Annotated in this window: 19 protein-coding genes, 1 tRNA gene and 2 pseudogenes; 16 read left to right on the top strand and 6 right to left on the bottom strand. The window is 59.1% G+C overall.

Annotation, left to right across the window (positions count from 1 at the left end; genetic code table 11):
• The first annotated feature begins 20 nt into the window (after positions 1–20).
• From QEV83_RS01325 to QEV83_RS01290, 8 genes and pseudogenes are all read left to right on the top strand, one after another.
• Entirely contained in the window at positions 21–962 is a 942-nt protein-coding gene (locus tag QEV83_RS01325; protein WP_280129505.1) for a TIGR04325 family methyltransferase, read from the top strand.
• Between the two features lie 62 nt (positions 963–1,024).
• Entirely contained in the window at positions 1,025–2,848 is a 1,824-nt protein-coding gene (locus tag QEV83_RS01320; protein ID WP_280129504.1) for an aminopeptidase P family protein, read from the top strand.
• A gap of 39 nt (positions 2,849–2,887) precedes the next feature.
• Entirely contained in the window at positions 2,888–3,211 is a 324-nt protein-coding gene (cutA, locus tag QEV83_RS01315) for a divalent-cation tolerance protein CutA (RefSeq protein WP_280130939.1), read from the top strand.
• Positions 3,212–3,283: 72 nt separating this feature from the next.
• The gene (pheS, locus tag QEV83_RS01310; protein WP_280129503.1) at positions 3,284–4,366 is read left to right on the top strand and encodes a phenylalanine--tRNA ligase subunit alpha; all 1,083 of its coding nucleotides are present in this window, start codon (positions 3,284–3,286) and stop codon (positions 4,364–4,366) included.
• A 189-nt stretch (positions 4,367–4,555) separates the two neighbouring features.
• Positions 4,556–5,137, top strand: coding sequence for a Spy/CpxP family protein refolding chaperone (locus QEV83_RS01305; protein ID WP_280129502.1), 582 nt, complete (start codon positions 4,556–4,558; stop codon positions 5,135–5,137).
• A 232-nt stretch (positions 5,138–5,369) separates the two neighbouring features.
• Positions 5,370–5,510: pseudogene (locus QEV83_RS01300) on the top strand (phenylalanine--tRNA ligase subunit alpha); the annotation flags it as partial.
• Positions 5,511–5,977: 467 nt separating this feature from the next.
• On the top strand, positions 5,978–6,562 hold the full coding sequence (locus tag QEV83_RS01295; RefSeq protein ID WP_280129501.1) for a hypothetical protein: 585 nt from the start codon (positions 5,978–5,980) through the stop codon (positions 6,560–6,562).
• 54 nt (positions 6,563–6,616) lie between these two features.
• Positions 6,617–7,204 carry a hypothetical protein gene (locus QEV83_RS01290; RefSeq protein WP_280129500.1) on the top strand — a complete coding sequence of 196 codons (588 nt, stop codon included), beginning with the start codon at positions 6,617–6,619 and terminating at the stop codon, positions 7,202–7,204.
• A gap of 166 nt (positions 7,205–7,370) precedes the next feature.
• Here QEV83_RS01290 and QEV83_RS01285 read toward each other — a convergent pair whose 3' ends face one another.
• A complete protein-coding gene (locus QEV83_RS01285) occupies positions 7,371–7,775 on the bottom strand; it encodes a DUF2794 domain-containing protein (protein WP_280129499.1) in 405 nt (134 codons plus the stop codon).
• Between the two features lie 268 nt (positions 7,776–8,043).
• Between QEV83_RS01285 and htpG the strand changes: the two genes are divergently transcribed.
• From htpG to msrB, 6 genes are all read left to right on the top strand, one after another.
• The gene (gene htpG / locus QEV83_RS01280) at positions 8,044–9,969 is read left to right on the top strand and encodes a molecular chaperone HtpG (RefSeq protein ID WP_280129498.1); all 1,926 of its coding nucleotides are present in this window, start codon (positions 8,044–8,046) and stop codon (positions 9,967–9,969) included.
• Positions 9,966–10,874 (top strand): peptide chain release factor N(5)-glutamine methyltransferase, encoded by a 909-nt coding sequence (gene prmC, locus QEV83_RS01275; protein WP_280129497.1) that lies wholly within the window; start codon positions 9,966–9,968, stop codon positions 10,872–10,874. The genes htpG and prmC overlap by 4 nt, the downstream gene beginning before the upstream one ends.
• 464 nt (positions 10,875–11,338) lie before the next feature.
• A complete protein-coding gene (locus QEV83_RS01270) occupies positions 11,339–12,295 on the top strand; it encodes a DUF4167 domain-containing protein (protein WP_280129496.1) in 957 nt (318 codons plus the stop codon).
• A 676-nt stretch (positions 12,296–12,971) separates the two neighbouring features.
• Positions 12,972–15,569, top strand: coding sequence for an ATP-dependent chaperone ClpB (gene clpB, locus QEV83_RS01265; protein ID WP_280129495.1), 2,598 nt, complete (start codon positions 12,972–12,974; stop codon positions 15,567–15,569).
• Between the two features lie 228 nt (positions 15,570–15,797).
• On the top strand, positions 15,798–18,263 hold the full coding sequence (gyrB, locus tag QEV83_RS01260) for a DNA topoisomerase (ATP-hydrolyzing) subunit B (RefSeq protein WP_280129494.1): 2,466 nt from the start codon (positions 15,798–15,800) through the stop codon (positions 18,261–18,263).
• A gap of 34 nt (positions 18,264–18,297) precedes the next feature.
• Positions 18,298–18,699: a peptide-methionine (R)-S-oxide reductase MsrB gene (gene msrB, locus QEV83_RS01255; RefSeq protein WP_280129493.1), complete on the top strand. Its 402-nt coding sequence runs from the start codon at positions 18,298–18,300 to the stop codon at positions 18,697–18,699.
• A 13-nt stretch (positions 18,700–18,712) separates the two neighbouring features.
• Here the strand turns inward: msrB and QEV83_RS01250 are convergent, their stop codons facing one another.
• Entirely contained in the window at positions 18,713–18,874 is a 162-nt protein-coding gene (locus tag QEV83_RS01250) for a hypothetical protein (RefSeq protein ID WP_280129492.1), read from the bottom strand.
• 65 nt (positions 18,875–18,939) lie between these two features.
• On the opposite strand from QEV83_RS01250, the gene QEV83_RS01245 reads away from it, so the two are divergent.
• Both QEV83_RS01245 and QEV83_RS01240 read left to right on the top strand, forming a co-directional pair.
• Positions 18,940–19,626, top strand: coding sequence for a hypothetical protein (locus tag QEV83_RS01245; RefSeq protein WP_280129491.1), 687 nt, complete (start codon positions 18,940–18,942; stop codon positions 19,624–19,626).
• 90 nt (positions 19,627–19,716) lie between these two features.
• Positions 19,717–19,791, top strand: a tRNA-Gln gene (locus QEV83_RS01240).
• Between the two features lie 770 nt (positions 19,792–20,561).
• On the opposite strand, the gene QEV83_RS01235 is transcribed toward QEV83_RS01240, so the two are convergent.
• The 4 genes and pseudogenes from QEV83_RS01235 to QEV83_RS01220 all read right to left on the bottom strand — a co-directional run bounded on the left by QEV83_RS01235 (position 20,562) and on the right by QEV83_RS01220 (position 24,028).
• Positions 20,562–20,717, bottom strand: coding sequence for a hypothetical protein (locus QEV83_RS01235; protein WP_280129490.1), 156 nt, complete (start codon positions 20,715–20,717; stop codon positions 20,562–20,564).
• 74 nt (positions 20,718–20,791) lie between these two features.
• A pseudogene (locus QEV83_RS01230) lies at positions 20,792–21,754 on the bottom strand (PHP domain-containing protein); the annotation flags it as partial.
• Positions 21,751–23,352, bottom strand: a complete 1,602-nt coding sequence (locus QEV83_RS01225; protein WP_280129489.1) for a DNA polymerase Y family protein — start codon at positions 23,350–23,352, stop codon at positions 21,751–21,753. The pseudogene QEV83_RS01230 and the gene QEV83_RS01225, both read right to left, overlap by 4 nt.
• Entirely contained in the window at positions 23,267–24,028 is a 762-nt protein-coding gene (locus QEV83_RS01220) for an ImuA family protein (RefSeq protein ID WP_280129488.1), read from the bottom strand. The genes QEV83_RS01225 and QEV83_RS01220 overlap by 86 nt, the downstream gene beginning before the upstream one ends.
• Between the last annotated feature and the right edge of the window lie 7 nt (positions 24,029–24,035).

The raw sequence follows: 24,035 nt of genomic DNA, 5'->3' as shown, positions 1-24,035 counted from the left end.
ATGTTAATTCCTCGGTTCGATTGACCGAGGCTTCTTACCTTGACATTCCACCACCGGCAAACCGATCCATCGGCGATAAGGGAGCGCGCGGCCGTGTCGTCATATTCAGCAAACGGTTCAAGATGAGTTACTTCACGAGACTCGTTAAAGAGACACTCGCCAACACGCGCATGGCCGGTTGGCTCGGCCGCATCCCTTTCGTCGAGGCCGCATATGGCCGCTATGCTTTGTTCCGCACGAACCACACGGGTTTATTTTACGGAGTATACGGGAGTTACGAAGAAGCTCTCGCCGCTATTCCTCCATCGCGCCTCGCGGGATGGGACAATGAGGCATCGGCCTCGATTTGGGTCGACAACATTCATCAGCTCAATCCCTATTTCATTCAACTCTCCAGTTATGCGGTGCTGTTCTGGCTGTTACGGATCATACGGGAAGGCACCTCGCTTATCGACTTTGGCGGCAGTATCGGTCTGACCTATTATCGCTATCTGCGTTTCGCGAGCTTGCCCGCCAACGCGCGATGGACCGTGGTCGAGCTGCCAAAAATCGTTGCAGAAGGGCGGCGCGTGGCGGCGCGGGAAGCGGCCATTAATCTTGAATTCGAAACCGCGATAGAGGCTGTTCCGGAGTGCGATATCCTGCTTTCCGCCGGCGCTCTCCAACTGATGGAACGGTCCGTTCCAGGTCTGCTCGAAATGCGCGCGGCAAAACCTCCGCATATTATCCTGAACAAGATTTCGCTCACCCCCGGCGAGGCGTATTGGACACTGCAAAATTACGGACCCGCCATCTCACCTTACCGGGTTTACAACGAGGCGGAATTCATTGGCTATTTCGAAAATGCTGGGTATGAACTTGTGGATCGCTGGGCGGTGCCTGAGCTTGACTGCTACGTCCCGTTCCATCCGGAGAGATGTGTTCCGGCATTCGCCGGGTTCTATTTTGCCAAGCAGGATTAAATCGCGCCCCGGGGCAAGCTTTATTGATTTCATAAATCGCAAAAGCGTTTTAGTCTGGCCAAATGTTCGAAAGCCTCTTTCAATCCTTCCAGGATCTGGCGGATCCCTCGCAAAGCGCCTCCAGAGTTGCGGCTTTGCGCGCAGAACTCGCGCGTCTCCGGCTTGATGGATTTTTGGTTCCTCGCGCCGATCAATATCAAAACGAGTATGTTGCGCCGTCGGAGGAGCGCCTTGCATGGCTCTCGGGTTTTACCGGTTCGGCGGGGCTCGCGATCGTACTCAAAACGCGCGCAGCCATTTTCGTTGACGGCCGCTACAGTCTGGCGGTCAAGGACCAAGTCGATCTTGCGATCTTTAAACCCGAGGCCTTAACCGAGACGGGCCCGGCGAATTGGCTTGAAAAGAATCTCAATTCAGGAGCGCGGCTGGGTTACGATCCATGGCTGCACACGCCGCGCCAGGTCGAACGCCTCGGCAAGGCGATGCAAGCCGCGCGGGTAGAGCTCGTTTCCGTGGAGCCGAACCCGATCGACACGATCTGGAAGGATCGCCCGCCCCCACCCCTCGGCAAGGTCTCTCTGCACACCCGCAAATTCGCCGGAGAAGACACCACGAAAAAGCTCGCGCGCGTGCTGGCCGCCTTGCCGCCAAGGGATGCGTTGCTCGTCAGCGATCCACATGCGGTGGCGTGGCTGTTCAATATCCGCGGCCATGATGTCGCGCATACGCCGCTGCCTCTGGCGTACGCCTTGATCTCGAAAGATACGAAGCCGCGGCTTTATATCCACCCGGACAAGGTCGACAAAGCTGTACATGATAAGCTCGCGGCGCTCGTAAGGGTTAGAAATCCTGAGCATCTCGTGGAGGACCTCGCGGCACTTGGCAAGGAGCACAAGAAAGTCCTCTTCGACTCCGCGACCGCGCCAGCCAAACTCACCCAAGTTTTTGCAGAAGCCAGCGGCGTTTGCGAAATGGCGAGCGACCCCATCGCCTTGATGAAAGCCCGCAAGAACGCCGCCGAGCTGGCGGGGGCAAGAATGGCGCAACTGCGGGATGGGGCCGCGATGGCCAATTTTCTGCATTGGTTCGCAACCCATGCACCAAACGGAAAGCTCACCGAAATTGAGGCCGCCCAAGCGCTTGAATCATTCCGGCGCGACACAAAGAAGCTGAAGGATGTATCGTTTCCATCGATCGCCGCCGCTGGCGCCAATGCCGCCATTCCGCACTACCACGTGACGGTCAAAAGCAACGCCACGATCCGCAAAGGGATATTTTTGATCGATTCGGGCGGTCAATATGAAGATGGAACAACCGATATCACGCGCACCCTCGCGGCCGGTAAGCCCACCGCCGAAATGCGGGACCGGTTCACACGCGTTCTTAAGGGTCATATCGCGATCGCGCGTGCTGTTTTCCCGAAAGGCACGAGCGGTTCTCAGCTCGATACCTTGGCACGAGTTCCTTTATGGAACGTTGGCCTCGATTTCGACCACGGCACGGGACACGGCGTTGGCTCCTATCTGTCGGTGCATGAAGGGCCGCAGCGGATTTCAAAGCTCGGTACTGCCGCGCTCGAACCGGGGATGATCCTCTCCAACGAGCCGGGCTTTTATCATGCTGGGCATTGGGGCATCAGAATCGAAAATCTGGTCGTTGTCGAGGAACGGGAGTTCGCGGGCGTCGAGCGCGAGATGCTCGGCTTCGAGACCATTACGCTGGCACCGATCGATCTTGCGCTCGTCGAGCCAAAGCTCCTGGACCGCGAGGAAATCGCTTGGCTCAACGCCTACCATGCACGGGTGCGCAAGGAAATCTCGCCGCTCGTCGAGCCGGGCGCCCGCCGATGGCTCGCGTCAGCGACCCGGAGAATTGGCGTGCGGTAAATTTTTCGCGCGCCTCTCGAACAGGATAGAATCGTGAGCATGCCAAGCTCTTTTTCAATGGTCATCACGACATGCGCCGACAAGGAAAGCGCTGGTCAGGTCGCGGAGAGGCTTGTTGAAGAACGCCTGGCCGCTTGCGTCCAGATGTTTCCCATCGCCAGCGTTTACCGTTGGGAAGGGGCGGTGCAAAAGGCAGAGGAATGGATGCTCTTTTGCAAGATCCGCTCAAGCGACTATGCGACGGTCGAGGTCGCTATTCGCGCGGAGCATAGCTATTCCAATCCGGAAATCATCGAGGTCGGAATAGAAAAAGGCGCGTCCGCCTATCTGGAGTGGATTGCGTCGGCCACGGGCCGCCAATAGGATTTTGAACGCCTCGACATCGCCAGACGGGCGTGGCAAAAGCTAGACAACATCCCACTGAGCCAGAGAGACATGCCGGATCTAGCAAACTTGCAAACGCAAATTCTCGAACACATCGCGAAGGCGCACGACGAGGCCGCGCTTGAAGCCGTGCGCGTCGCGGCGCTTGGAAAAAAAGGCTCCATTTCGGCGCTGCTTTCAGGGCTCGGCACCATGGCGCCAGACGCGCGCAAGGAGCGTGGCGCCGCCGTCAACGCATTGAAGGAGATTGTTGCGGATGCTCTTGCCGCGCGGCGCGCCATCTTAAAGGACGCGGCGCTTGCAGCCCGCCTGAAGGAAGAGACGGTCGATCTGACCTTGCCGGTGCGTTCGCATGGGATCGAGGCGGGACGCATCCACCCGGTCAGCCAGGTGATGGACGAGCTCGCGGTGATTTTCGCCGATATGGGCTTTGCCATCGCGGAAGGGCCGGATATCGAGAGCGACGATTACAATTTTACCAAACTGAACTTTCCGCCGGACCATCCGGCGCGCGACATGCACGACACCTTCTTTTTCAACCCCGGCCCGGATGGGACACGCAAAGTTTTGCGCACCCATACAAGCCCGGTCCAGGTGCGCACAATGCTGACGCAAAAGCCGCCGATCCGGGTGATCATCCCAGGCCGCACCTATCGCTGCGACTCCGACCAGACGCATACGCCAATGTTCCATCAGGTCGAGGGGTTGGTTATCGACCGCTCCGCCCATCTTGGTCACCTGAAATGGATCTTGGAAGAATTTTGCAAAGCGTTCTTCGAGGTGCAAGACGTCAAGATGCGCTTCCGGCCGAGTTATTTTCCGTTCACCGAACCGTCGATGGAAGTCGATATTCAATGCGCCCGGAAGGGTGGCGAGGTTCGCTTCGGCGAGGGGGAGGACTGGCTCGAAATTCTGGGTTGCGGCATGGTGCATCCAAACGTCTTACGAAATTGCGGGCTCGACCCCGACGTGTATCAGGGGTTCGCCTGGGGCCTTGGGATCGATCGCATCGCCATGCTGAAATATGGCATGCCCGATTTACGCGCGTTTTTCGAAGCCGACGTCCGCTGGCTCAATCACTACGGTTTCAGGCCGCTCGATATGCCGAGCTTAATCGGCGGCCTGAGCGGGTGATGCAAAAACAATCAGTTTTGTCCGGTTTTACTCCACAATCGTACCAAAACGTTTCACGTGAAACGTTTTGGTACGATTGACGCTCTGCGCAAAAATATTGCGGCGAGGCGGCGCACGGTATGAAATCAGGATTTTGCGTAACCATCGCGCGCAGAATCCTCATCGGCCGTTCGGGGAAATACCGTTGCGTTGATTACAGAATGTTTAGTTGCTTTCCAGTGTTGTTGGCCGAAACTCCTGGGCCTCTCTTACTATTTCGAGGCCCTCATGAAAAAGCATATTCTGATAGCAGCTACAGCTGCACTTCTGGTTTTGCCTAGCCTGCCGGCCACCGTCTTTGCCGCATCTTCTGAAACCTTTGGAAATGCCGAAGGGCACCATCCAAAATTTTCTCAAGAAGATTTCGCCGCTTTTACCGATGCACGCATAGCAGCGCTAAAAGCCGGCCTCAAATTGATGCCGGCGCAGGAAAAAAATTGGCCTGTGCTCGAAGCGACGTTGCGCGACCAAGCAAATGCGCGCGCCGCGCGTATGGCGGAATGGCATCAAAAGACAGGAGAGCTTTCGGAGCATCGGAGCGTCATAGAAGGGCTTGAGCAAGGTGCCAAACGCCTGGCGACGCGCTCTGCCGAAATGGAAAAACTTGCCGATGCGGCAAAGCCACTTTACGACAGCCTTGATGATGCACAGAGAGGCCGCTTCCGGATCCTTCTTCGCATGGCCGCCGGAAAACATTGGCATCACGGATCCGAAGGCTTCCGTCACGGCTAGCATTTCGATGGGTTGTCACCATGGCCAAGTCAGACCCCTGTTACCGGCAGGCGTTTGATGTCTCAGATCCTGAATTGGTTGAAGAACGAACAGAGGCGCGCCGTTGTTGCAATGATCGGCGGCGGCCTCGTGGCGGCCATAGGCGGCGGCTGGATGGCCGCAACTTTTGTCATTGGCCACCATAAGCACAAGCTGTCGCCTTTCTCCTCCCCGGTCGTGGAGATCACGCGCCTCCGTCAAGATGCGCTTCCGGTCAAGTTATTTTCCATTCACCGAACTGTCGATGGATGTCGATATTCTTTGCTCGCGCAAGGGCGGCGAGGTTCCCTTTGGCGAGGGGGACAACAGGCTCGAAATTGTGGGTTGCTGCGGGCGCTTTTGGACGGCCGGCGTCCGCTGGCTGCCGGCGGGCTGAGCGGGTGATGCAAAAGCCATAAGTTTCGCCCGATTGACGATCTTGGCAAAAATATTTCGGCACCGCAGCACGCGGTATGAATTCATGAGTTAAAACATTCGCCGGATAACAGATGAATTTGTGGAACCAAAAGTGCGATTCAACAATTAGTCCGACAAATCCTTTATCACATTGATGCCTCCATCATGATGACCCAAGGGGAAATTGAGGGGTCTTGAGGCTCCATTGTCGCTTATTGATCTAGTTTCCTGATTTGTTCGTCACCCCGGATGCAGGGGCTCTTAGCTATCACGGGTTCGACGACGTGCTTGCTGAGAATGGACACCCAAGCAACAGGTTGATTGACAGAGATTATCGATAATACATCCTCTGATTATCGATAATGCGCCATCTAAAATATCCAACAATTTTAGGGGGGTTGCTAAATGGTTATCCGCTTTACAACTTTCGTGCTTTTTGCACTCGTTCTTCTTCCCATTAAAAACGCTTCAGCTCAGGCTGCGGACACGCCGTGGCAAATCGGCGTCGTGAACGAAGATCTCACCAAGATCGATACCACCGTCGCGGTGAGCAATTCGGGCGCGAGCTCAACGATAGCTAGTCCACAGAATGGCGCTATATGCGTGAATGTCTACGCGACCTCGGCGCCGCTAAGCAGCATCGTGGCCTGCTGCACCTGCCGGGTGCAGGCCAACGCCCTTCGCGCGTTTTCGGTTGGGAAGGAGGTTCTCGTTTCGGTTCTACCGAAGGCGCGGACAAGCGTGATCAAGCTGTTGGCCTCTACCGGGACTGCTGGCGCCTGCAATGCCTCGACGGCCGGGACTGGCGCGAATGTCCTCGTCACCGGGATGCTGTCTTGGCTCGTGCCCGCCACGTCGAGTTCAGTGGCGGCGGTCGGCAAGACCTCGCTTAATCCTGCCACGTTGAGCGCCGCGGAATTGGTCAGTGTGACGTCGCAGTGCGCCGTCCTTCCCAACCGCGCTTGCAACAGCACCTGCAGCGGCCCTTGAAGATCGTCAAACCGCTCGACTTGCGCTGATTATCGTCAATTTCGGGGTGGCAAAATGAACATTATCACACGTTTCACAATTTTCACGCTTTTGGCACTTGTTCTTCTTCCCATTAAGGACGCTTCGGCTCAGGCCACCGACACACCATATCAGGTCGGCGTGGTCACCGACGACCTGGCCAAGATCGATACCTCGGTCGTTCTCACCAACTCGGGCGCCAGTTCAACCGTCGCTTTCCCGGCGCAGAATGGCGCGATCTGCGTCAATGCCTACGCGATGCCAGCACCTGGCACCGCCGTTACCGCCTGCTGCACTTGCCGAGTGCAACCAAATGGCCTTCGTCAGTTCTCGGTTGGGAAGGAACTTCTCATTTCTCAATCATCGGTGCCCCACACGGCCGTCGTCAAGCTGATGGCGAGCACCGGTACTGGCGGGATTTGCAACGCAGGAACCGTTGGCACGGGCGCGAATGTCCTCGTGACCGGGATGTTGGCGTGGCGGACGACACCGCCCTTGAGCTCAGTTCTCGCTTTCGACAAGACGTCGTTTGTTCCTTCTACCTTGAGCGCGGCAGAATTGACGGCTCTGGACAGCCAGTGTTCTACCATCGGGAGCCGTGTCTGTAACAGCACCTGCCCGTGAGCCTGGTTCCCGCGGCTGCAACCCGCTCGCAGCCGCAGTCTCGTTTGACCCCGCCTCTCAGATGGGCGAAAGCGATCTCAAGTGAAAAAAGCCGGAGCATTTCAGTTTGGCTTGGTGAAGACTATCAGCAATGCGGAATTATATCTCTTGAGCGTGCGGGTTGAAATCACCCGGGAATAAGCTTGAGTCTCTTGTCCAGCACCGCCACGACGCGGGCGAGATCCGGTCCATGCTTCAAAATGAGGCCGGTCGCCGTGATGACCGAATAAAGTCCCTGCTTGCGCGCGAGTTTTGGATTTTTCTCGATTCGGTAAAGCGCATATTCGGCCGCCTGGCGATAAACCGAAAAAACTGCGCGATCGATGCAAAAATCGATCGCGTAGTCGCGCCATTCGCCGCTGGCGACCTTGCGGCCATAGAGATCGAGAATTATCCGCAGCTCGTTGCGGTCGAAGGACACAACCGCCACGGAGGCCGTGGCGCTGCCTGCCGTCAAGGACGCACGCGCACACTTGCTGGTCCAGGCCGCGTGCGTGGCGCGATGATCTTCGGTCGGATCCGTGTCGCTCATGTATGATTTTTTTTATCCCGAACGCCATCGTCGCTTGAAGCTCACAGGAGAGCAAGCATTCTTTTGACAGATTTGCGACAGGCGCGGAGGCAGATTGGTCGGATTTTTGCGATTGCGACGTCTGAAAAGTGAAGAACTCGCTTTGAGGCCCTTGCATCCGGCGGACGCAACGGCAATATCCGTGCCGCGAACGGCTGGTGGCGCTCAGGATAAACAGCAACACCGCGAAATTCGCGACGCAGTTGGGACAACGGAAGGAGGCGCGGGTATGTCGGGGGTAGGGGATCACAGTCAAGCTTCTCAGCCGCAAGCATTTCAGGCGGATGTCGCCAAATTGCTGCATCTCATGGTGCATTCGGTCTATTCCGACCGCGACGTTTTTCTGCGCGAACTTCTGTCCAACGCCGCCGACGCTTGCGAGAAGTTGCGCTATGAGGCGCTGAAAGATCCGGCCCTCGCACCGGACCCCTTCGTCATTCGGATTTCCATCGACAAGGATGCCCAAAGCCTCGCGATCGAGGACAATGGCATCGGGATGTCGCACGACGATCTCAACACGCATCTCGGCACGATCGCACGGTCCGGCACAAAGGCTTTTCTCGACCAGATCGGGTCGGGGGCCGGAAACGGGGCGGAGGCGCGGGAAAAGCTTGACCTCATCGGTCAATTCGGGATCGGCTTCTACTCGGCCTTCATGGTGGCCGATCGCGTCGATGTGTTCTCCCGCCGCGCGGGGTCGGACGAAGCCTTCCATTGGAGTTCGGATGGGAAGGGCACGTTCTCGATCGTGCCCGCCGCCCAAGACGAGGCTCCAGTCCGCGGGACACGGGTCGTTCTGCATCTCAACGAGGCCTCCAAGGACTATTTGGAAGCCGGACGAATCGAGCGGGTCGTCCGCGAACATTCGAGCGCCCTCACGGTGCCCATCGAGCTTGTCGAGAAACCGGGCGACGAGCCGCGCCGGATTTCTGAGGGGGCAGCGCTCTGGACCAAACCGAAAGCTTCCATATCTGAACAGGATTATAATGAATTTTATCAAACACTTGGGATGATGTTTGATGAGCCAGCATTAACTTTGCACTGGCATGTGGAAGGACGCCAGGAATATACCGTTTTAGCCTTTGTGCCGGGTTCGCCGCCGTTCGACCTCTCCGATCCCTCACGCGCCGGACGCGCCAAGCTTTACGTCCGCCACGTGCTGATCACCGACTCCGCGGAAGTTCTTCCCCGATGGCTGCGGTTTATCCGACTTGTCGTCGATTCGGCCGATCTTCCTTTGAATGTGTCCCGGGAAATGATCCAGGAAAGCCCGGTGTTCGCAGCCATCAAAAAGGCCGTGACGAACCGTGTCCTTCAGGAACTGGTGAAGCTTTCTGAAAATGATAAAGAGAAATTTGCAAAAGTTTGGGAACACTTCGGGGCGGTTCTTAAAGAAGGTCTTTATGAGGATCCCGAGCGCCGAGACGCTTTGTTCGATTTGGCGCGCTTTGCCACCTCGACTTCGCCGGAAGGCGGCCGCACCCTCAAGGAGTACATCGCCGGTCTGCAGCCCAATCAAACGGCGATCTATTATCTCCTTGGCGAGGACCTCGCCCGGCTTGCCGCCAGCCCCCAGCTCGAAGGGTTCAGCGCAAGGGGAATCGAGGTCTTGCTTTTGCCGGATCATGTGGATGCGTTCTGGACCACGACGGCGGTGGGTTTCGACGGAAAGCCGTTTAAATCCGTGACCCAGGGCGCCACCGACATAAAATCCTTTCCGGTCAAGGAGGAAAATGCCGGGGAAGAGGCAGGCGCGGACGAGCCGCCCGCGGCAAGTCTTGCCACGCTTTACGCGCTTATGAAACAAGTCTTGGGCGAATCGGTCGAGGATGTTCGTGCCTCCGACCGGCTGTCGTCGAGCCCTGCCTGTCTCGTCGCGTCCGAGCGCGGGCCCGACCGCAGACTTGAACGGATGCTGGCGGCGAGCGGGAGGCTGGGAGCGGCAACAAAGCCGGTCCTCGAAATCAATCCCACCCATCCATTGATCCGCGCACTGGCCTCGCAAATCGATGCTCCTGATAAGGAAAAATTTGAAGACATTATTTGGCTCCTTTTCGACGAGGCCCGGGTGATGGAAGGAGAACGACCGGCGGAGGCCTTCGCCGCCCGCCTGACAAGGGTGCTCCTCGGCGCCGTCGGTCCAACCGCGCTGTGAGCGGTGGTATCGCAGCAACGCGGCCGCTTGATTTCCGCCCGGAACAGCCGCGCGGACGGGCACTTGGCGAACTCGTCCGCACGCTGCGGGAACAGGGAGTGGAGTCGCCGGAGACCGATGGCCGCGTGCTGCTCTGCTCGGCGCTCGGTATCGATCATGCGAGTCTTATCCGGGACCCCGATTTCCCCCTAGGAGACGGCGCCGGGCAGCTTGCGGCCTTCGCGGCGCGGCGGCTGCGGCGTGAGCCAGTATCCCGCATCATTGGTCACCGGGAGTTTTGGCAAGCAAGGTTTAAGATCACACGGGAAGTGCTTGATCCAAGGCCCGAAACCGAAACCTTGATCGAGGCCGTACTCGGCTGTATGGCGCGATTCTCCCGCACAACACTGCGGATTCTCGATCTTGGGACCGGGTCCGGGGCAATCCTTTGCTCGCTGCTGCAAAGCTTGCCCGAATCCTCCGGCATTGGTGTCGATAGATCGGCCGCCGCCTGCGCCATCGCGCGTGACAATCTCACCGGCTTGGGGCTGGCGGCGCGCGGGCACATAGTTTGCGGAGACTGGGCCAAGGCGATCGGCGGATGTTTCGATATTGTTGTTTCCAATCCTCCCTATGTCGCGAGCGGCGCGATCGCTGGCTTGGCGCCGGAGGTTCGCGATCATGACCCGCGTTTGGCCCTGGATGGAGGCGAAGATGGCTTGGCGGCCTATCGCGAAATCATTCCAGCCTTGCCTGGTCTGTTGGCGCCTGGCGGCCTGATCGCGATGGAACTCGGGGCGGGGCAACATCGTTCCGTCGTCACCTTGGTCCGGCAACATTTTGATGGTTTGGTTGAAGTGAAATTTGATCTTTATGGTCATAAAAGAGTGATTTTGGCGGGGAGCGGTTCCGCCCTGCCGACGTGACAAATTGGCCACGCTTCCGAGAATAGGAGATATATTTTGCTGAAAAGGTCTTGGCGTTTGATAGGAAAACGACTAGGTTCCCACGCCAAGGAATGTTTTTCGCTAATGAGGCACAGTTTCCGAGGAGCGTTGAGATTCGCGGCCGCGCAAAGTCCGCAAGTATCATCGAGGGCGCGAGCGGCAGATGATCTCCGGTTCGGAGTGTGCAGCGAAACCCGGCTCGGCTGGGTTTACTATCCCCAGACTCTGAGACTCTAACGATCAAGGGTCGAGGATCGGTTGCCGCGGCGGTTCCGTGTGCACCTTCGTCACCGGCTGGAGAGCCAAAATATCCGCTCGCGCCTTCGTATATTTAGACAAAGGGGTTCGACAAGGATGGTGAACGCACGCCCGCGCGGCGATGCGCCAAATCTTGCGATGAGGGTTTTACCTTTCGCGAAAACGATGCACCTCAAGGATCATCGATGAGACCAGCACAGAATAACAAACGTATGCGTGGCCGCCCGAACAACAACCGTAAGGGACCAAACCCTCTCACGAGGTCTTATGAATCGAGCGGACCCGATGTTAAAATCCGGGGAACCGCCCACCACGTCAGTGAAAAATATCTTCAGTTGGCGCGCGATGCGCAAGCCTCTGGCGACCCGGTCATGGCGGAGAGTTATCTTCAGCATGCCGAACATTATTTCCGCTTGATCGCGGCGGCGCAGCAGGCCCAGCAACAAGCCTCCGGCCTCTATCCGCGTCTTCCCGGGGAAGACCTCGTGGAAGACACCGACGATGACAGTGATTTCAGCGGCATTCCCGACCGGTTCGCGTCCCCGCCGGAGCGGCTTTTTCCGCCACTTTCGCCGCCGAATGTTGCGGCACAACCGCAACCCAGTTCTCCGCAACCGGGTGCTGACCGGCCCTACCACGAGAATGGCGACAGACAGGGAGGCGACAGGCAGGCCGGGCGGCCGGAGCGCGGTCCGCGGCCGGAGCGGCAGTTTCAGGATCGAAACTACCGGGAGCGCGAACACCAGCCCTACCCGGAACAGCGGCCCTATCAGGATCGCAATGGCCGCGGCCGTGATTACGAAAATCGCGGCAACCGTGGGCGGGGGCCTCGCGAGTACCGCAATGAAAGTTCAATCCGGGTTGATCCACGGGACGAACCGCGGATTGCGGAACCCGGCATCGAAAGCAACGGTCTCCCGGCGTTCATCACGGCACCGGTCCGCGTGCCAGCCGAATCGCATGATATCGTCCCCGTCATTGATTCGCTTGCTCCCTTGGTCAGCGGGGCGCCGGAAGAGGAGGGCGTGGCGAATGGCTTTCATCCGCGTCCCCGCCGCAGGCGCCGCGGCAAGGCTGAAATGGGACTCGATGAGCAGCAGGGCGGGGCGGAGCGATCTGCCAATGAGCCGGTACAGGACTGAGCCGCAAACTGCCGGCGTAGCCGATTCACAGCCTTGATTTGCGTGGGCGGGCGAATGACATTCGCCTGCGGTGCGGTGTCATTGAGGTGATTTTTCACGTTTTTAAAAACATCCACCATCGCGGCCAGCTGTATGGTTGCTCTCGTTTCCTTCGATGCCGGGGCCGTTCCGGCATCACTTTTCCCGCCGACACCGCAACAATCGTTCATTACGCAAGTGGCGGGCGGGTGCGGGCTCGGGTGGCATCGCGGGCCGTGGGGCGGCTGCCGCCGCAACTGGGGCGCGTGGCGACGCTGTTTTTTCCGGCCAACCCCTTGGGGCCCTCGCCGCTTTTGCCACTGGTAGATCATTCTCATTTTGCGCTCGAAAACCCCGCCCATTGCGGGGTTTTCTATGCTTTTGGCTCGCCATTCATTGGGGTTTCGCGCGAGAAATGCCCGGCAAATCTTTTTAGAGGCTCTACCACCAGCGCAATTCGCACTTACATAAAAGTGAGTGAGCGTCTCTGAAATGTTTGCGCAAATCGTAAACCGCAATGGCAATCGGTCAGCGGCCTGATGTCCAGTTCCAATTTTACGGTTTGGCTGCCCTATGACATGGCGCAGACGCTATTAGAACACGGCAGCTGTTCAAGACGGCTGCTGGCACGAAGGGGCTTCGCGCAGCGGAGATTGCCATGAACATTGAAAAATACACCGAACGGGCACGCGGTTTCATTCAAAGCGCCCAATCGCTCGCCGTCCGCGAGGGGCACCAGCAATTTACTCCCGAGCATATTCTGAAGGTTCTCCTCGACGACGAGGAGGGGCTGAGCGCGGGCCTTATCGACAGGGCAGGCGGCCGCTCGCGCGACGCGCTCCGGGACACCGAACTCGCGCTTGCCAAATTGCCGAAGGTGCAGGGCGGCGGCGCTGGACAACTTTATCTCGCTCCAGCGACGGCGCGCATTTTCGATAATGCCGAAACGATCGCGCAAAAGGCGGGCGATTCCTATGTGACGGTCGAGCGGCTTCTGCTTGCCATCGCGATGGAAAAAAATTCGGAAGCCGGCAAAATTCTCGAACGCTCCGGTGTCACCCCACAGACCCTCAACGCAGCGATCGAGGCGCTCCGCAAGGGCCGGACTGCCGACAACCCAACGGCGGAAAACGCTTACGATGCCCTGAAGAAATATGCGCGCGATCTCACCGAAGCCGCCCGCAACGGCAAACTCGATCCGGTCATCGGCCGCGACGAAGAGATCCGGCGGACCATTCAGGTTCTGTCGCGGCGCACGAAAAACAATCCCGTGCTGATCGGTGAGCCGGGGGTCGGCAAGACCGCGATCGTCGAAGGCTTAGCGCTGCGCATCGTCAACGGCGATGTGCCGGAAAGTTTGCGCGATAAGAAACTTCTTGCACTCGACATGGGATCACTCATCGCGGGCGCCAAATATCGCGGCGAATTCGAGGAGCGGTTGAAAGCAGTCCTGAATGAAGTCACGAGTGCGGCGGGCGGTATCATCTTGTTCATCGACGAGATGCATACGCTTGTGGGCGCGGGCAAAGCGGATGGCGCGATGGATGCGTCGAATCTCTTGAAACCAGCTCTCGCGCGCGGCGAGCTGCACTGCGTCGGCGCGACGACGCTCGACGAGTACCGCAAACATGTCGAAAAAGACGCCGCGCTCGCCCGCCGCTTTCAGCCGGTGTTTGTATCTGAACCAACCGTCGAGGATACGATCTCGATTTTGCGTGGCCTCAAGGAAAAATATGAATTGCACCATGGCGTGCGCATCACCGATGCCGCGATCGTCGCCGCGGCGACCTTATCGCACCGTTACATTGCCGACCGGTTTCTCCCTGACAAGGCAATCGATCTCGTCGACGAGGCGGCGTCGCGTCTCCGCATGCAGGTCGACTCCAAGCCGGAGGAACTTGATGAGTTGGACCGCCGGATCATTCAGCTTAAAATCGAGCAAGAAGCGCTGAAAAAAGAAACCGATTCTGCCTCGAAAGAGCGTTTGGAACGGTTAACAGGTGAGCTTGCCGAGATTGAAGAAAAATCTGCGTCGCTGACGTCGCGCTGGCACGCCGAGAAGGACAAGCTTGGTTCGGAGCAAAAGCTCAAGGAGCAGCTCGAGGCGGCCCGCAACGAACTTGTCCAGGCGCAACGCCGTGGTGAGTATCAACGTGCGGGCGAACTCACTTATGGGGTCATCCCCGATCTCGAAAGACGGCTTGCGGCGACCGAGGCGGAACGGGGAGGCATTCTCGTGGACGAAGCGGTGACCGCCAGCCACGTAGCCCAGATTGTCTCGCGTTGGACGGGCATTCCGGTCGATAAGATGCTGGAAGGCGAGCGCGATAAATTGTTGAAAATGGAAGACGCGATCGGCCAACGTGTCGTTGGCCAGGCGGAGGCGGTGAAGGCGGTCTCGACCGCGGTGCGCCGCGCGCGGGCGGGTTTGCAAGACCCCAATCGCCCAATCGGATCTTTCATGTTCCTCGGACCGACAGGGGTTGGCAAAACCGAGCTTACCAAAGCGCTCGCCGCGTTTCTTTTCGATGATGAAACGGCACTCATTCGCATCGACATGTCGGAATATATGGAGAAACATTCAGTCGCCCGCCTGATTGGCGCACCGCCCGGCTATGTCGGTTACGAGGAAGGAGGCGCCTTGACCGAAGCGGTCCGCCGCAGGCCATATCAGGTCGTTCTCTTCGATGAGATCGAAAAGGCGCATCCAGATGTTTTCAACGTCCTGTTGCAAGTGCTGGACGATGGCCGTTTGACAGACGGGCAGGGCAGGACTGTGGATTTCCGCAATGTGTTAATCGTCATGACCTCCAACCTCGGCGCCGAACTGCTCGTTATGCAAAAAGAAGGCGAGGATTCCGCCGCCGTCCATTCGGAGGTGATGCAAATTGTGCGGGCGCACTTCCGGCCGGAATTTCTCAATCGTATTGATGAAATTATCCTGTTTCACCGGCTTCGCCGCGAGGATATGGGCGCGATCGTCGATATTCAATTTGGCCGCCTTGCAAAACTCCTTGAGGACCGCAAAATCACCCTTGAACTCGATCCCGAGGCTCGTGCATGGCTCGCCAGCAAAGGCTATGATCCAGCCTATGGCGCGCGGCCGTTGAAGCGGACAATTCAAAAAAATGTGCAAGATCCGCTGGCCGAATTGATCCTGTCTGGCGAAATTCACGACGGCGAGAGAATCGTGATTAGCACCAACAAAAATGGCCTTCTCATCGCCGGGAGACCGGTCGCAAGCGTGGCTGCATGATAGTCCTCGGATGGGTCAAACGCCGCCAGTCGACGTGATTGTTTCGGCGGCATTTTCCGGCCATGGGGGCCAGCAACCCGGCCAAATGCGAAAGCATTGTGGATAGAGCCGCCGTGCGCCGAAAAATGCTCGAAAATCAATTAAAAAACATGCCCTTCAGCTGTGTTGGGGCTATATTGCAATATTGGAAGATTTCATCGCCGCAAAATTGAGAAAGTTCACTTACCCATGGCCGAATCTGCCGCCGTGCCGCCACTCCCTTTGACCCCTGAAGCAGACGCTTACTATGGCGCCGATTCGATCAAGGTGCTGCGCGGTCTCGATGCCGTTCGTAAGCGGCCAGGCATGTATATCGGCGATACCGATGACGGTTCCGGCCTTCATCATATGGTCTATGAAGTCGTCGATAATGCCATTGACGAGGCTCTCGCTGGCTACGCGACCCGCGTCACGGTCACCCTCAATGCCGATGGTTCGGTGACCGTCACCGACGACGGGCGCGGCATACCAACCGACATCCATAGCGAAGAAGGCGTTTCCGCGGCGGAAGTCATTATGACTCAGCTGCATGCCGGCGGAAAATTCGATCAAAATTCCTACAAAGTGTCGGGCGGCCTGCACGGTGTCGGAGTTTCCGTCGTCAATGCCCTCTCGAGCTGGTTGCGGCTACGGATTTGGCGCGATGGCAAAGAGCATTTGCTTTGTTTCGAACTTGGCGACGCGGTCATGCCGCTGGAAGTGACTGGCCCCGCGCCCGTGGTGGAAGGAAAGCCGAAGCGGGGAACCGAGGTCACTTTTCTCGCTTCGCCCGAGACGTTTACGATGGTCGATTACGACTACGCGATCATCGAACACCGGTTGCGGGAACTGGCCTTTCTGAATTCGGGAGTCCGCATTGAACTCGCCGATCTGCGCGGCGCCGAGGTCAAGCGCGAGGAGCTCTTTTACGAAGGCGGCCTCGAGGCTTTCGTGCGTTACCTCGATCGGGCGAAGGCGCCGCTGACCTCAAGTCCGATCTTGATCAAAGGCGAGCGCGACAGGATTGTGGTCGAGGCGGCTCTGTGGTGGAACGATTCCTATCACGAGCATGTGCTCGCCTTCACCAACAACATTCCGCAGCGCGATGGGGGCACCCATCTCGCGGGGCTCCGTGCCGCGCTGACCCGCCAAGTCACCGGCTATGCGGAGCGCTCCGGGCTTGCCAAGCGCGAGAAGGTCGACCTCAATGGAGACGATTGCCGGGAGGGTCTCACCTGCGTGCTTTCCGTGAAAGTGCCAGACCCGAAATTTTCCTCGCAGACCAAGGAAAAACTTGTGTCCTCCGAGGTGCGGCCGGCTGTCGAAGGTCTCGTCAACGAGATGCTTGGCTCATGGTTCGAGGAGCATCCGCAGGACGCGAAAATCGTCGTGAGCAAGGTCGTCGAGGCGGCGCAAGCCCGGGAAGCGGCACGTAAGGCGCGCGAACTGACCCGTCGCAAGGGAGCCCTCGATGTCGCCAATCTTCCCGGCAAACTTGCCGATTGCCAGGAGCGCGATCCCGCAAAAGCGGAACTCTTTCTCGTCGAAGGTGACTCGGCGGGCGGCTCCGCCAAGCAAGGACGCAACCGGGAATATCAGGCCGTGCTCCCCTTGCGTGGAAAAATCCTCAACGTCGAGCGGGCGCGTTTCGACAAAATGCTCTCGAGTCAAGAAATCGGCACCTTGATCACCGCGCTCGGCACCGGCATCGGGCGCGACGATTTTAATGTCGATAAATTGCGCTATCACAAGATCATCATCATGACCGACGCGGATGTCGACGGCTCGCATATCCGTACGCTTCTGCTGACGTTTTTCTTCCGCCAGATGCGCGAGCTGATCGAGCGGGGACATCTTTATATCGCGCAGCCGCCTCTCTACAAAGTCAAGCGCGGCGGTTCCGAACAATATTTGAAGGATGAGCGGGCGCGAGAGGATTATCTCATCAGCAATGGTCTTGAGGCCGCGGTCCTGCGGTTGGCGAATGGCGAGGAACGCGCGGGCGCGGATCTGCGCGCGATCGTCGAGGAGACGCGAACCGTGCGCCACATGCTTGCGTCGCTTCATTCGCGCTATGATCGCGAAGTCGTCGAACAAGCCGCAATCGTCGGTGCTTTGAAGCCGGTGTTGCCTGACGGCGAAGGAGAAGCCGAGGGTTTTGCCGCAACGATTGCGGTTCGTCTCGATGAACGGGCTGAGGATATGGAGCGCGGTTGGCGGGGCGCGGTCGAGAATGGAGGCTATCTTTTTACCCGCGAACTTCGCGGCGTACGCCAGGCGGTGAGTCTCGACGCAGGGCTCTTGGCTTCGATCGAGGCGCGCCGCCTCAACGAGCATGCGCAAACGCTTCGCGAGGTCTTCGCCCGCCCGGCGCTTTTTCTACGCCGTGGCGATCAAGCCCAGGTCTCGGGGCCGGGGGGACTTTTGGACGCGGTGATGGCGGCCGGGCAAAAGGGGATATCCCAGATGCAGCGTTATAAGGGGCTTGGCGAGATGAACCCGGAGCAGCTCTGGGAGACAACTCTCGACCGTGAGGCGCGCACGCTTTTGCAGGTCAAAATCAAGGAAGGCGATGACGCCGACGATCTTTTTGTCAAGCTGATGGGCGATGTCGTCGAGCCCCGCCGCGAATTCATCCAGGAAAACGCACTCAGCGTCGCCAATCTGGATGTGTGAGACCTTTCAAGGGCTTGAGTTGGAGCAGAGCATCATGCCGGGCAAGCTGTTTGAAGTCACACATACTGATGAAGAATGGCAGCGCCTGCTCACGCCGGAACAATACCGGATCATGCGCGCGCATGGCACGGAAGCCCCGGGCAGCTGCGGGCTCAATCACGAAAAGCGGGCTGGTACTTTTGTTTGTGCCGGATGCGGGCAACGCCTTTTCGTGTCCGCCAAAAAATTCGAAAGCGGCACCGGCTGGCCGAGCTTTAACGATCCGCTTGACGGCGCCGTCGAGAGCACCGTGGATCGCAGCCACGGCATGCTGCGGACGGAGGTGCACTGCAGCCGCTGCGGCAGCCATTTGGGACATGTTTTTCCAGATGGGCCGCCGCCGACACAACTGCGCTATTGCATCAACGGCGCCGCCATGAATTTTCTGCCGGAATGAATCAGGAAGGCGATCAGCGGATATAGACCGCTTCGATGACTTTGAGTTCTTCTCCCAGCGGATCTATTTCGAGCCGCACGACCTCGGCCATGAGCCGGTCGCGGAATTTATAGGCCCGCCGCCAGCCGTCCTCGCTCACCGGAGGCCAGGGCGTAAAGCTTTTCTTGTCGACCATCAAGGCTTCGCATCGCAAGCGTGGGCCAGTGATATTGCGGGCGATGATATACATGCGGATTAAATGTGTCCTATCTTCCACGAACTGTTAGCGTGTTCGCTGCCGAACAGCTCGCGTTGTGTGTAAGGTCTCGTATCTTTGCATACTATCTAAAAAACTTCACTCCCGCGCTTGGGCTGGCCCTCCTGCATGGCGGTGCCGCCGGAACGGAAGTCCGCGCTCTTCGAACGAGGGTCCGCATGGGTCGGCTGCGAAGGCTAATCAGCGTAATCTTCGCCACGGCTGTTGCAATAGGGGCAGCGCTCGTGTTCGTGCCAGTGGCGTGCCTCGTCGATCCCGTGACGCGAGTGGCGGGTTTTGCTTTGATGGAATATGCCCTTTCAACGGCAAGCGTAGATTTTCCGGACGGGCCATCGGACAGCGATTTGGTGCTGTTTGGCCGTTTTGTCTGGCTGGCCGCTGTTCTTGTTTGTGCGCTTCCCGTCATTGTTGTGGCGTGGATCGGCGAAATTGCCAGAACACATGGACTGCTTTGGTATGCAGGGGCGTCAGCTTTCGCCGCCGCATCGGCGCCCTGGATCACCCGCGCAACGCTTCATCTGCCTAGGGCCGCAGACTATAATTTCGCGGAACTACGGTTTAGTCTGATTTTTTTTCTTGGCGGTCTGATTTCAGGCTGGATTTATTGGCTCATTGCTGGCCGTGACGCGGGAAACGGTTTACGGCGGCCGGACGGATTGCGGGTTCCTTAGCTGTTCGTTACGGGCATGGGCGGTTGCAGATTGGCCAGCCCCGCATTATGGTCCGGCGGTCGCGGGCGGCAGCCTGGAAACGAACGGTATTGGGGCGTCGCCAAGCGGTAAGGCAGCGGATTTTGATTCCGCCATGCGGAGGTTCGAATCCTCCCGCCCCAGCCAATAATTTCAATACATTAACTTTGCGATAGGGCGCATTTAATCCCCGTTGGGTATCACCCGGGTATCACGGAAAGTAAGCAGATGGCTGACCGGGGGCCCCAAAAACTTCGTGACTGAATGGTGCATTACTTTAGCCGGATCCTGACGTGATCTTAACAATTAAATTAAGACTACGAATCTAGGGGTCAGGAGTTCGAATCTCTTCAGGCGTGCCAATGATTTCAATAACTTACGCGACGGTGACCGTTTGAAAACGGCTCTCTAAAACGGTTTCTCAAACGGTGTTTTGGGGAAAGCCGGCGACACCGGTGTTTTAGGTATATGTTCAGCCGCACGAGTTCCGGAACCAAGTCAATCGCCGTTTAGGAGCGCTTGGGATCCCAACCTTGCCAAGGTTGGGGTCGAGGGTTCGAATCCCTTCGCCCGCTCCAATTTATCTCAATAATTTCCGTAAGTTAATAGCTGCCCTTAGGGGCCAAGTTTGCTTAGAATTGTTTCTGGAGTGTTCACTCTGAGCGGATTCTACGCGCCAGGAAGAAAGTTGTGGGATACAACGTCGCGGGCTCGGCGGCATGCGATCCGCATTGACTATAGTCATTGCCGTCTGCTTGCCTGCGGTCACAATCAACCGGCATTCCTCCTCGATCGCGAGCGCGATCAGAATATTGAAGCCACGGCGCGAAGCGTCATCGAGGCGAGCCGCGCCATCTTGCGCCTTTTTTGCCAACCCGTCGGGATGCTTGCCGGGCCTCGCCGGGAACGTGCGCAGCCTACCGGAAATCCCGCGCTTTCACCTTGATTGTGTCGACGTGGAGATCGGGATTAGGAACACCCTGCGCTTCCAGACCTCTTGGCGGCAGGCTGCGCGGATCAAGGCCGGGACTGCCATGATGCAATTCATCGCCGCGCCCGTACGGCATTGGCAAGGGGGTATCGCGGCTGCCAATGCTTGCCAGTGCGTTTGATAAATCAGTCACTCGATGGGCGACGAGATGGACGACGCATTCACCGTCAGAAAATAAGGCGCGTAGCCGAGCTTTTCGATGAGGCGCAGCTCATGGGCGAGGCTCGCCATGACTTTATCCGGGACGCCCTCGGGATAGCGCGCGGCGGCGCCTTCAAGGGTCAGTTTTTCAAGCGCCTGCTGTGGCGAGAAGCCGGGCATGGTGCGCTCTTGCGGGTATTGATAGGCAAGCTCGCCGAGCGAAAAACGGCAGCGCGCGGCAATATCAATCGTGCGAGCCAGCGCCTCGGGATAGCGGCTAAAGAGACGCGCCATTTCTTCGGGGGGTTTCAGATAGCGATCAGCATGGCGCTCGCGCCGGAATCCCGCCTCGTCGATGGTACAATTGTGCCGGATGCAGGTGACGACATCCTGCAGGATGCGCCGCGCCGGGACATGGAAGAGGACATCGTTGGTGACGACGGTTGGCACGCCTGCGCGCGCGGCGAGCTTTGAGAGTTCATGGAGGCGCAGCGCATCGTTAGGACGGCGGCGGAGCGTCAGCGCCAGAAAGGCGCGATCCCCAAAAGCCTCGGCGAGGCGGCGAAGATGCAGCGCGCATGTCGCATCGGCTTCATCGGGGACGAGCACCGCGATCAGGCCCTCGCTATAAGCAACAACATCGGACCAATCGAGTCGGCATTGCGCCTTGCCGCCGCGCTTTTTGCCAAGCGACAGCAGGCGGCTGAGCCGCGCATAAGCGGGCCGGTCGATGGGATAGACGAGAACAGACATGCCATCGGCGAGATCGAGACGGCAGCCGACGATCAAGCGGACGCTCGTGATCTTGGCGGCTTCATGGGCGCGGACGATGCCGGCAAGGCTGTTGCGGTCGGTGATCGCCAGCGCCTCGATGCCGAGCTTGGCCGTTTCGTCGAACAGCTCCTGGCAAGAGCTCACCCCACGCAGGAACGAAAAATGCGAGGTGCATTGCAGCTCGGCATAGCGCGCGGCGCTCATCCGAAAATCCCGTGCAGAAACCAGCGCTGCGAGCCGGTCGTGGTGTCTTCACCTCGTTGCCCCGCTCTCAACGCGTCTCTTCGTGCCGCTGCGCGGCAGCGACGCGTCTCGAAACGCGCGGCGTCCTCGCCATCGCCGGCGCGATAGATCCAAAAGCGCTCGCCCGCCTCATCCTCGACCTGGAAATAATCGCGCACCGCAAAGAGCTCGGCGTCCTGTTTCCACCATTCGCCAAAGATCCTCTCGGGGCCATCGGCGCATGTCACGCGCCGCCTTATGCCGCGCCAGGTGAAACTGATGGGCGGATGGTCGGGCAGCAGCGCGAGCGTCTCGATCGGCTCCGGCCTCGGGAACAGGCGCGCGGGGCGCGGCCAAGAGTCAGGCCAAGTCTCCCCGGTATCTTGCGCCACCGGCGCGATCTTCTGAACCGAGCGTTCCGGCACGTCGCTCGCGACCGGCGCAAAACGATAGAGATGGCGTTCGCCTATGCGATTGGCGAACGAATCGATGAGGCTGGATACGTCCGCCTCGGGCTCTTCCGAGAGCGAAGAGAGCAGCTGTTTCGGGGCGAGCGGTTCAGCGAGCGGGGCGGCAAGGCGCATCATCTCGATGCCGAAGCCCGGGTCGATGGTCTCGATTTTATCGCCAAGGAGCCGGGTTAATCGCTTCGTGTCACATACCGGCCGCACGGTACCAACGCGGATGGCTTCGATGCGGTTATCGACCCGATGAAACAGCAGATCGAGCCGCCGCACGCCGAGACCTTTGGCCTCCAATATCTCACATAGTTGGGTAACGAGCTTGTCTGTATAACGGGCCAGCGTTTCCGGCGCGCCGATCGGCTCTGCGAAAACACGGCGCACCTCGATGAGGTCCGGCGGGCGAACCGGATCAATCGGCTCGCTTAAACGTCCCATGGCCTGATCGAGACGGCGGCCAAGTTCGGGCCCAAAGCGCAGGGCGAGCGGCGCGCGGGGTTTTGCCGCGAGTTCTCCGATACGCGCGAAGCCAAGGATGGACAAATCCTCCACGATAGTTTTGGGCAGACGAAGGGCGGCGATGGGCAGGTCGAGAATGGCTTTCACGCTTTCTCCCACCGGGATGACGAGGACGGGCCGCGTCCCAGTACGAGCAAAGGCATGGGCGGCGCCCCAGCTGTCGGCGATCGCGGTGCGCGCCGCGATACCCGATGCGGCGAGCCGCGCGACCAGCCCTTTCAGCAGGGCGTCTTCCCCACCGTGCAGATGGGCGGCGCCGGTCACGTCGATGATGAGTCCGTCCGGCGGATCGGCGGCGGCGATGGGCGCGTAACGCTGCAACGCCCAGAGCGCCAGCCGGTCGAGGGCTTTCGCGTCGGCGGCAGGATCGGCGTCCCTCATGCTGAGTCCCGGCACCAGGGCCTGCGCCTTTGCCGCGGGCATGCCAGCGTGCAAGCCCATGCGCCGCGCGGCCGCGTCGAGGGCCAGGACCAACCGCCGCCGTCCGTCCCGGCCGGCCAGAACAAGCGGCGCCTCAGGAGGCGGCGCGGCGGCGCCCAATGTCCTTCGCAGCCGGTCCGTGGGCCAGCTTGGCAGGAAGAGCGAGACGACCCTTGGCATCGCAGGCCTCCACTTCGAAATCGGCGCTTTCCCCGGCGCGGCAGCGGATCAATTCGAGCTGCCAGCGGGGGCGGCCGACCCCTGGCACCGGCAAGGGGGTGGCGGGGAGGACGCTGACGCGCCAGCGGGTAACGGAGGACGTCGGCTGGCCGAAATCGGCCGCTTCTGCCGGCCGCCGCCAGCGGCGGATGGCGAGGCCGATGGTGCCTGAGCTTTCGGCCGCCAGCTGAAGGCGGCGGGAGGCCGTCAAGGAGAGCCGCGCGACTTCCGCGACAACGGCGCCTAGGCCGCCATGCCGCAAGCCTTCTTCGAAACAGATGAGGATCGACTTTTCGTCACCTGCCTCGACATAGATCACCCGGCCAGGCATGAGCCCGGCTTGCGCGAGGGCCGGGGCAAAAAGGTCCGGGCGCGTGAGGCACCACAAAACCTTTCCCCGTGTGCGCGCCGCGATCCCCGCCGCAAAGAGTGCCGCGGCGGCGCCATGGATCGTGCCATGGCCGCCGCCCGCCACCTCATGCAGCGCGCCAAGCGACAATCCGCCTCCCGGCAGATGCTGGTCGATCATCTTGATGCCAAAGGGCAGCACAGTCCGCCGGTGGCTGGACGTGCCCTCAAGGCGCCGGACGCGCGCGCGAAGCTCCTCGATACTTGGACGGGGTATGGGCGTGTGCATGGCCTTG

The organism is Methylocapsa sp. D3K7 (assembly GCF_029855125.1).
Classification (GTDB): domain Bacteria; phylum Pseudomonadota; class Alphaproteobacteria; order Rhizobiales; family Beijerinckiaceae; genus Methylocapsa.
The sequence above is the reverse complement of the archived record's forward strand: the minus strand, read 5'-3'. Positions and strand labels throughout refer to the sequence as shown.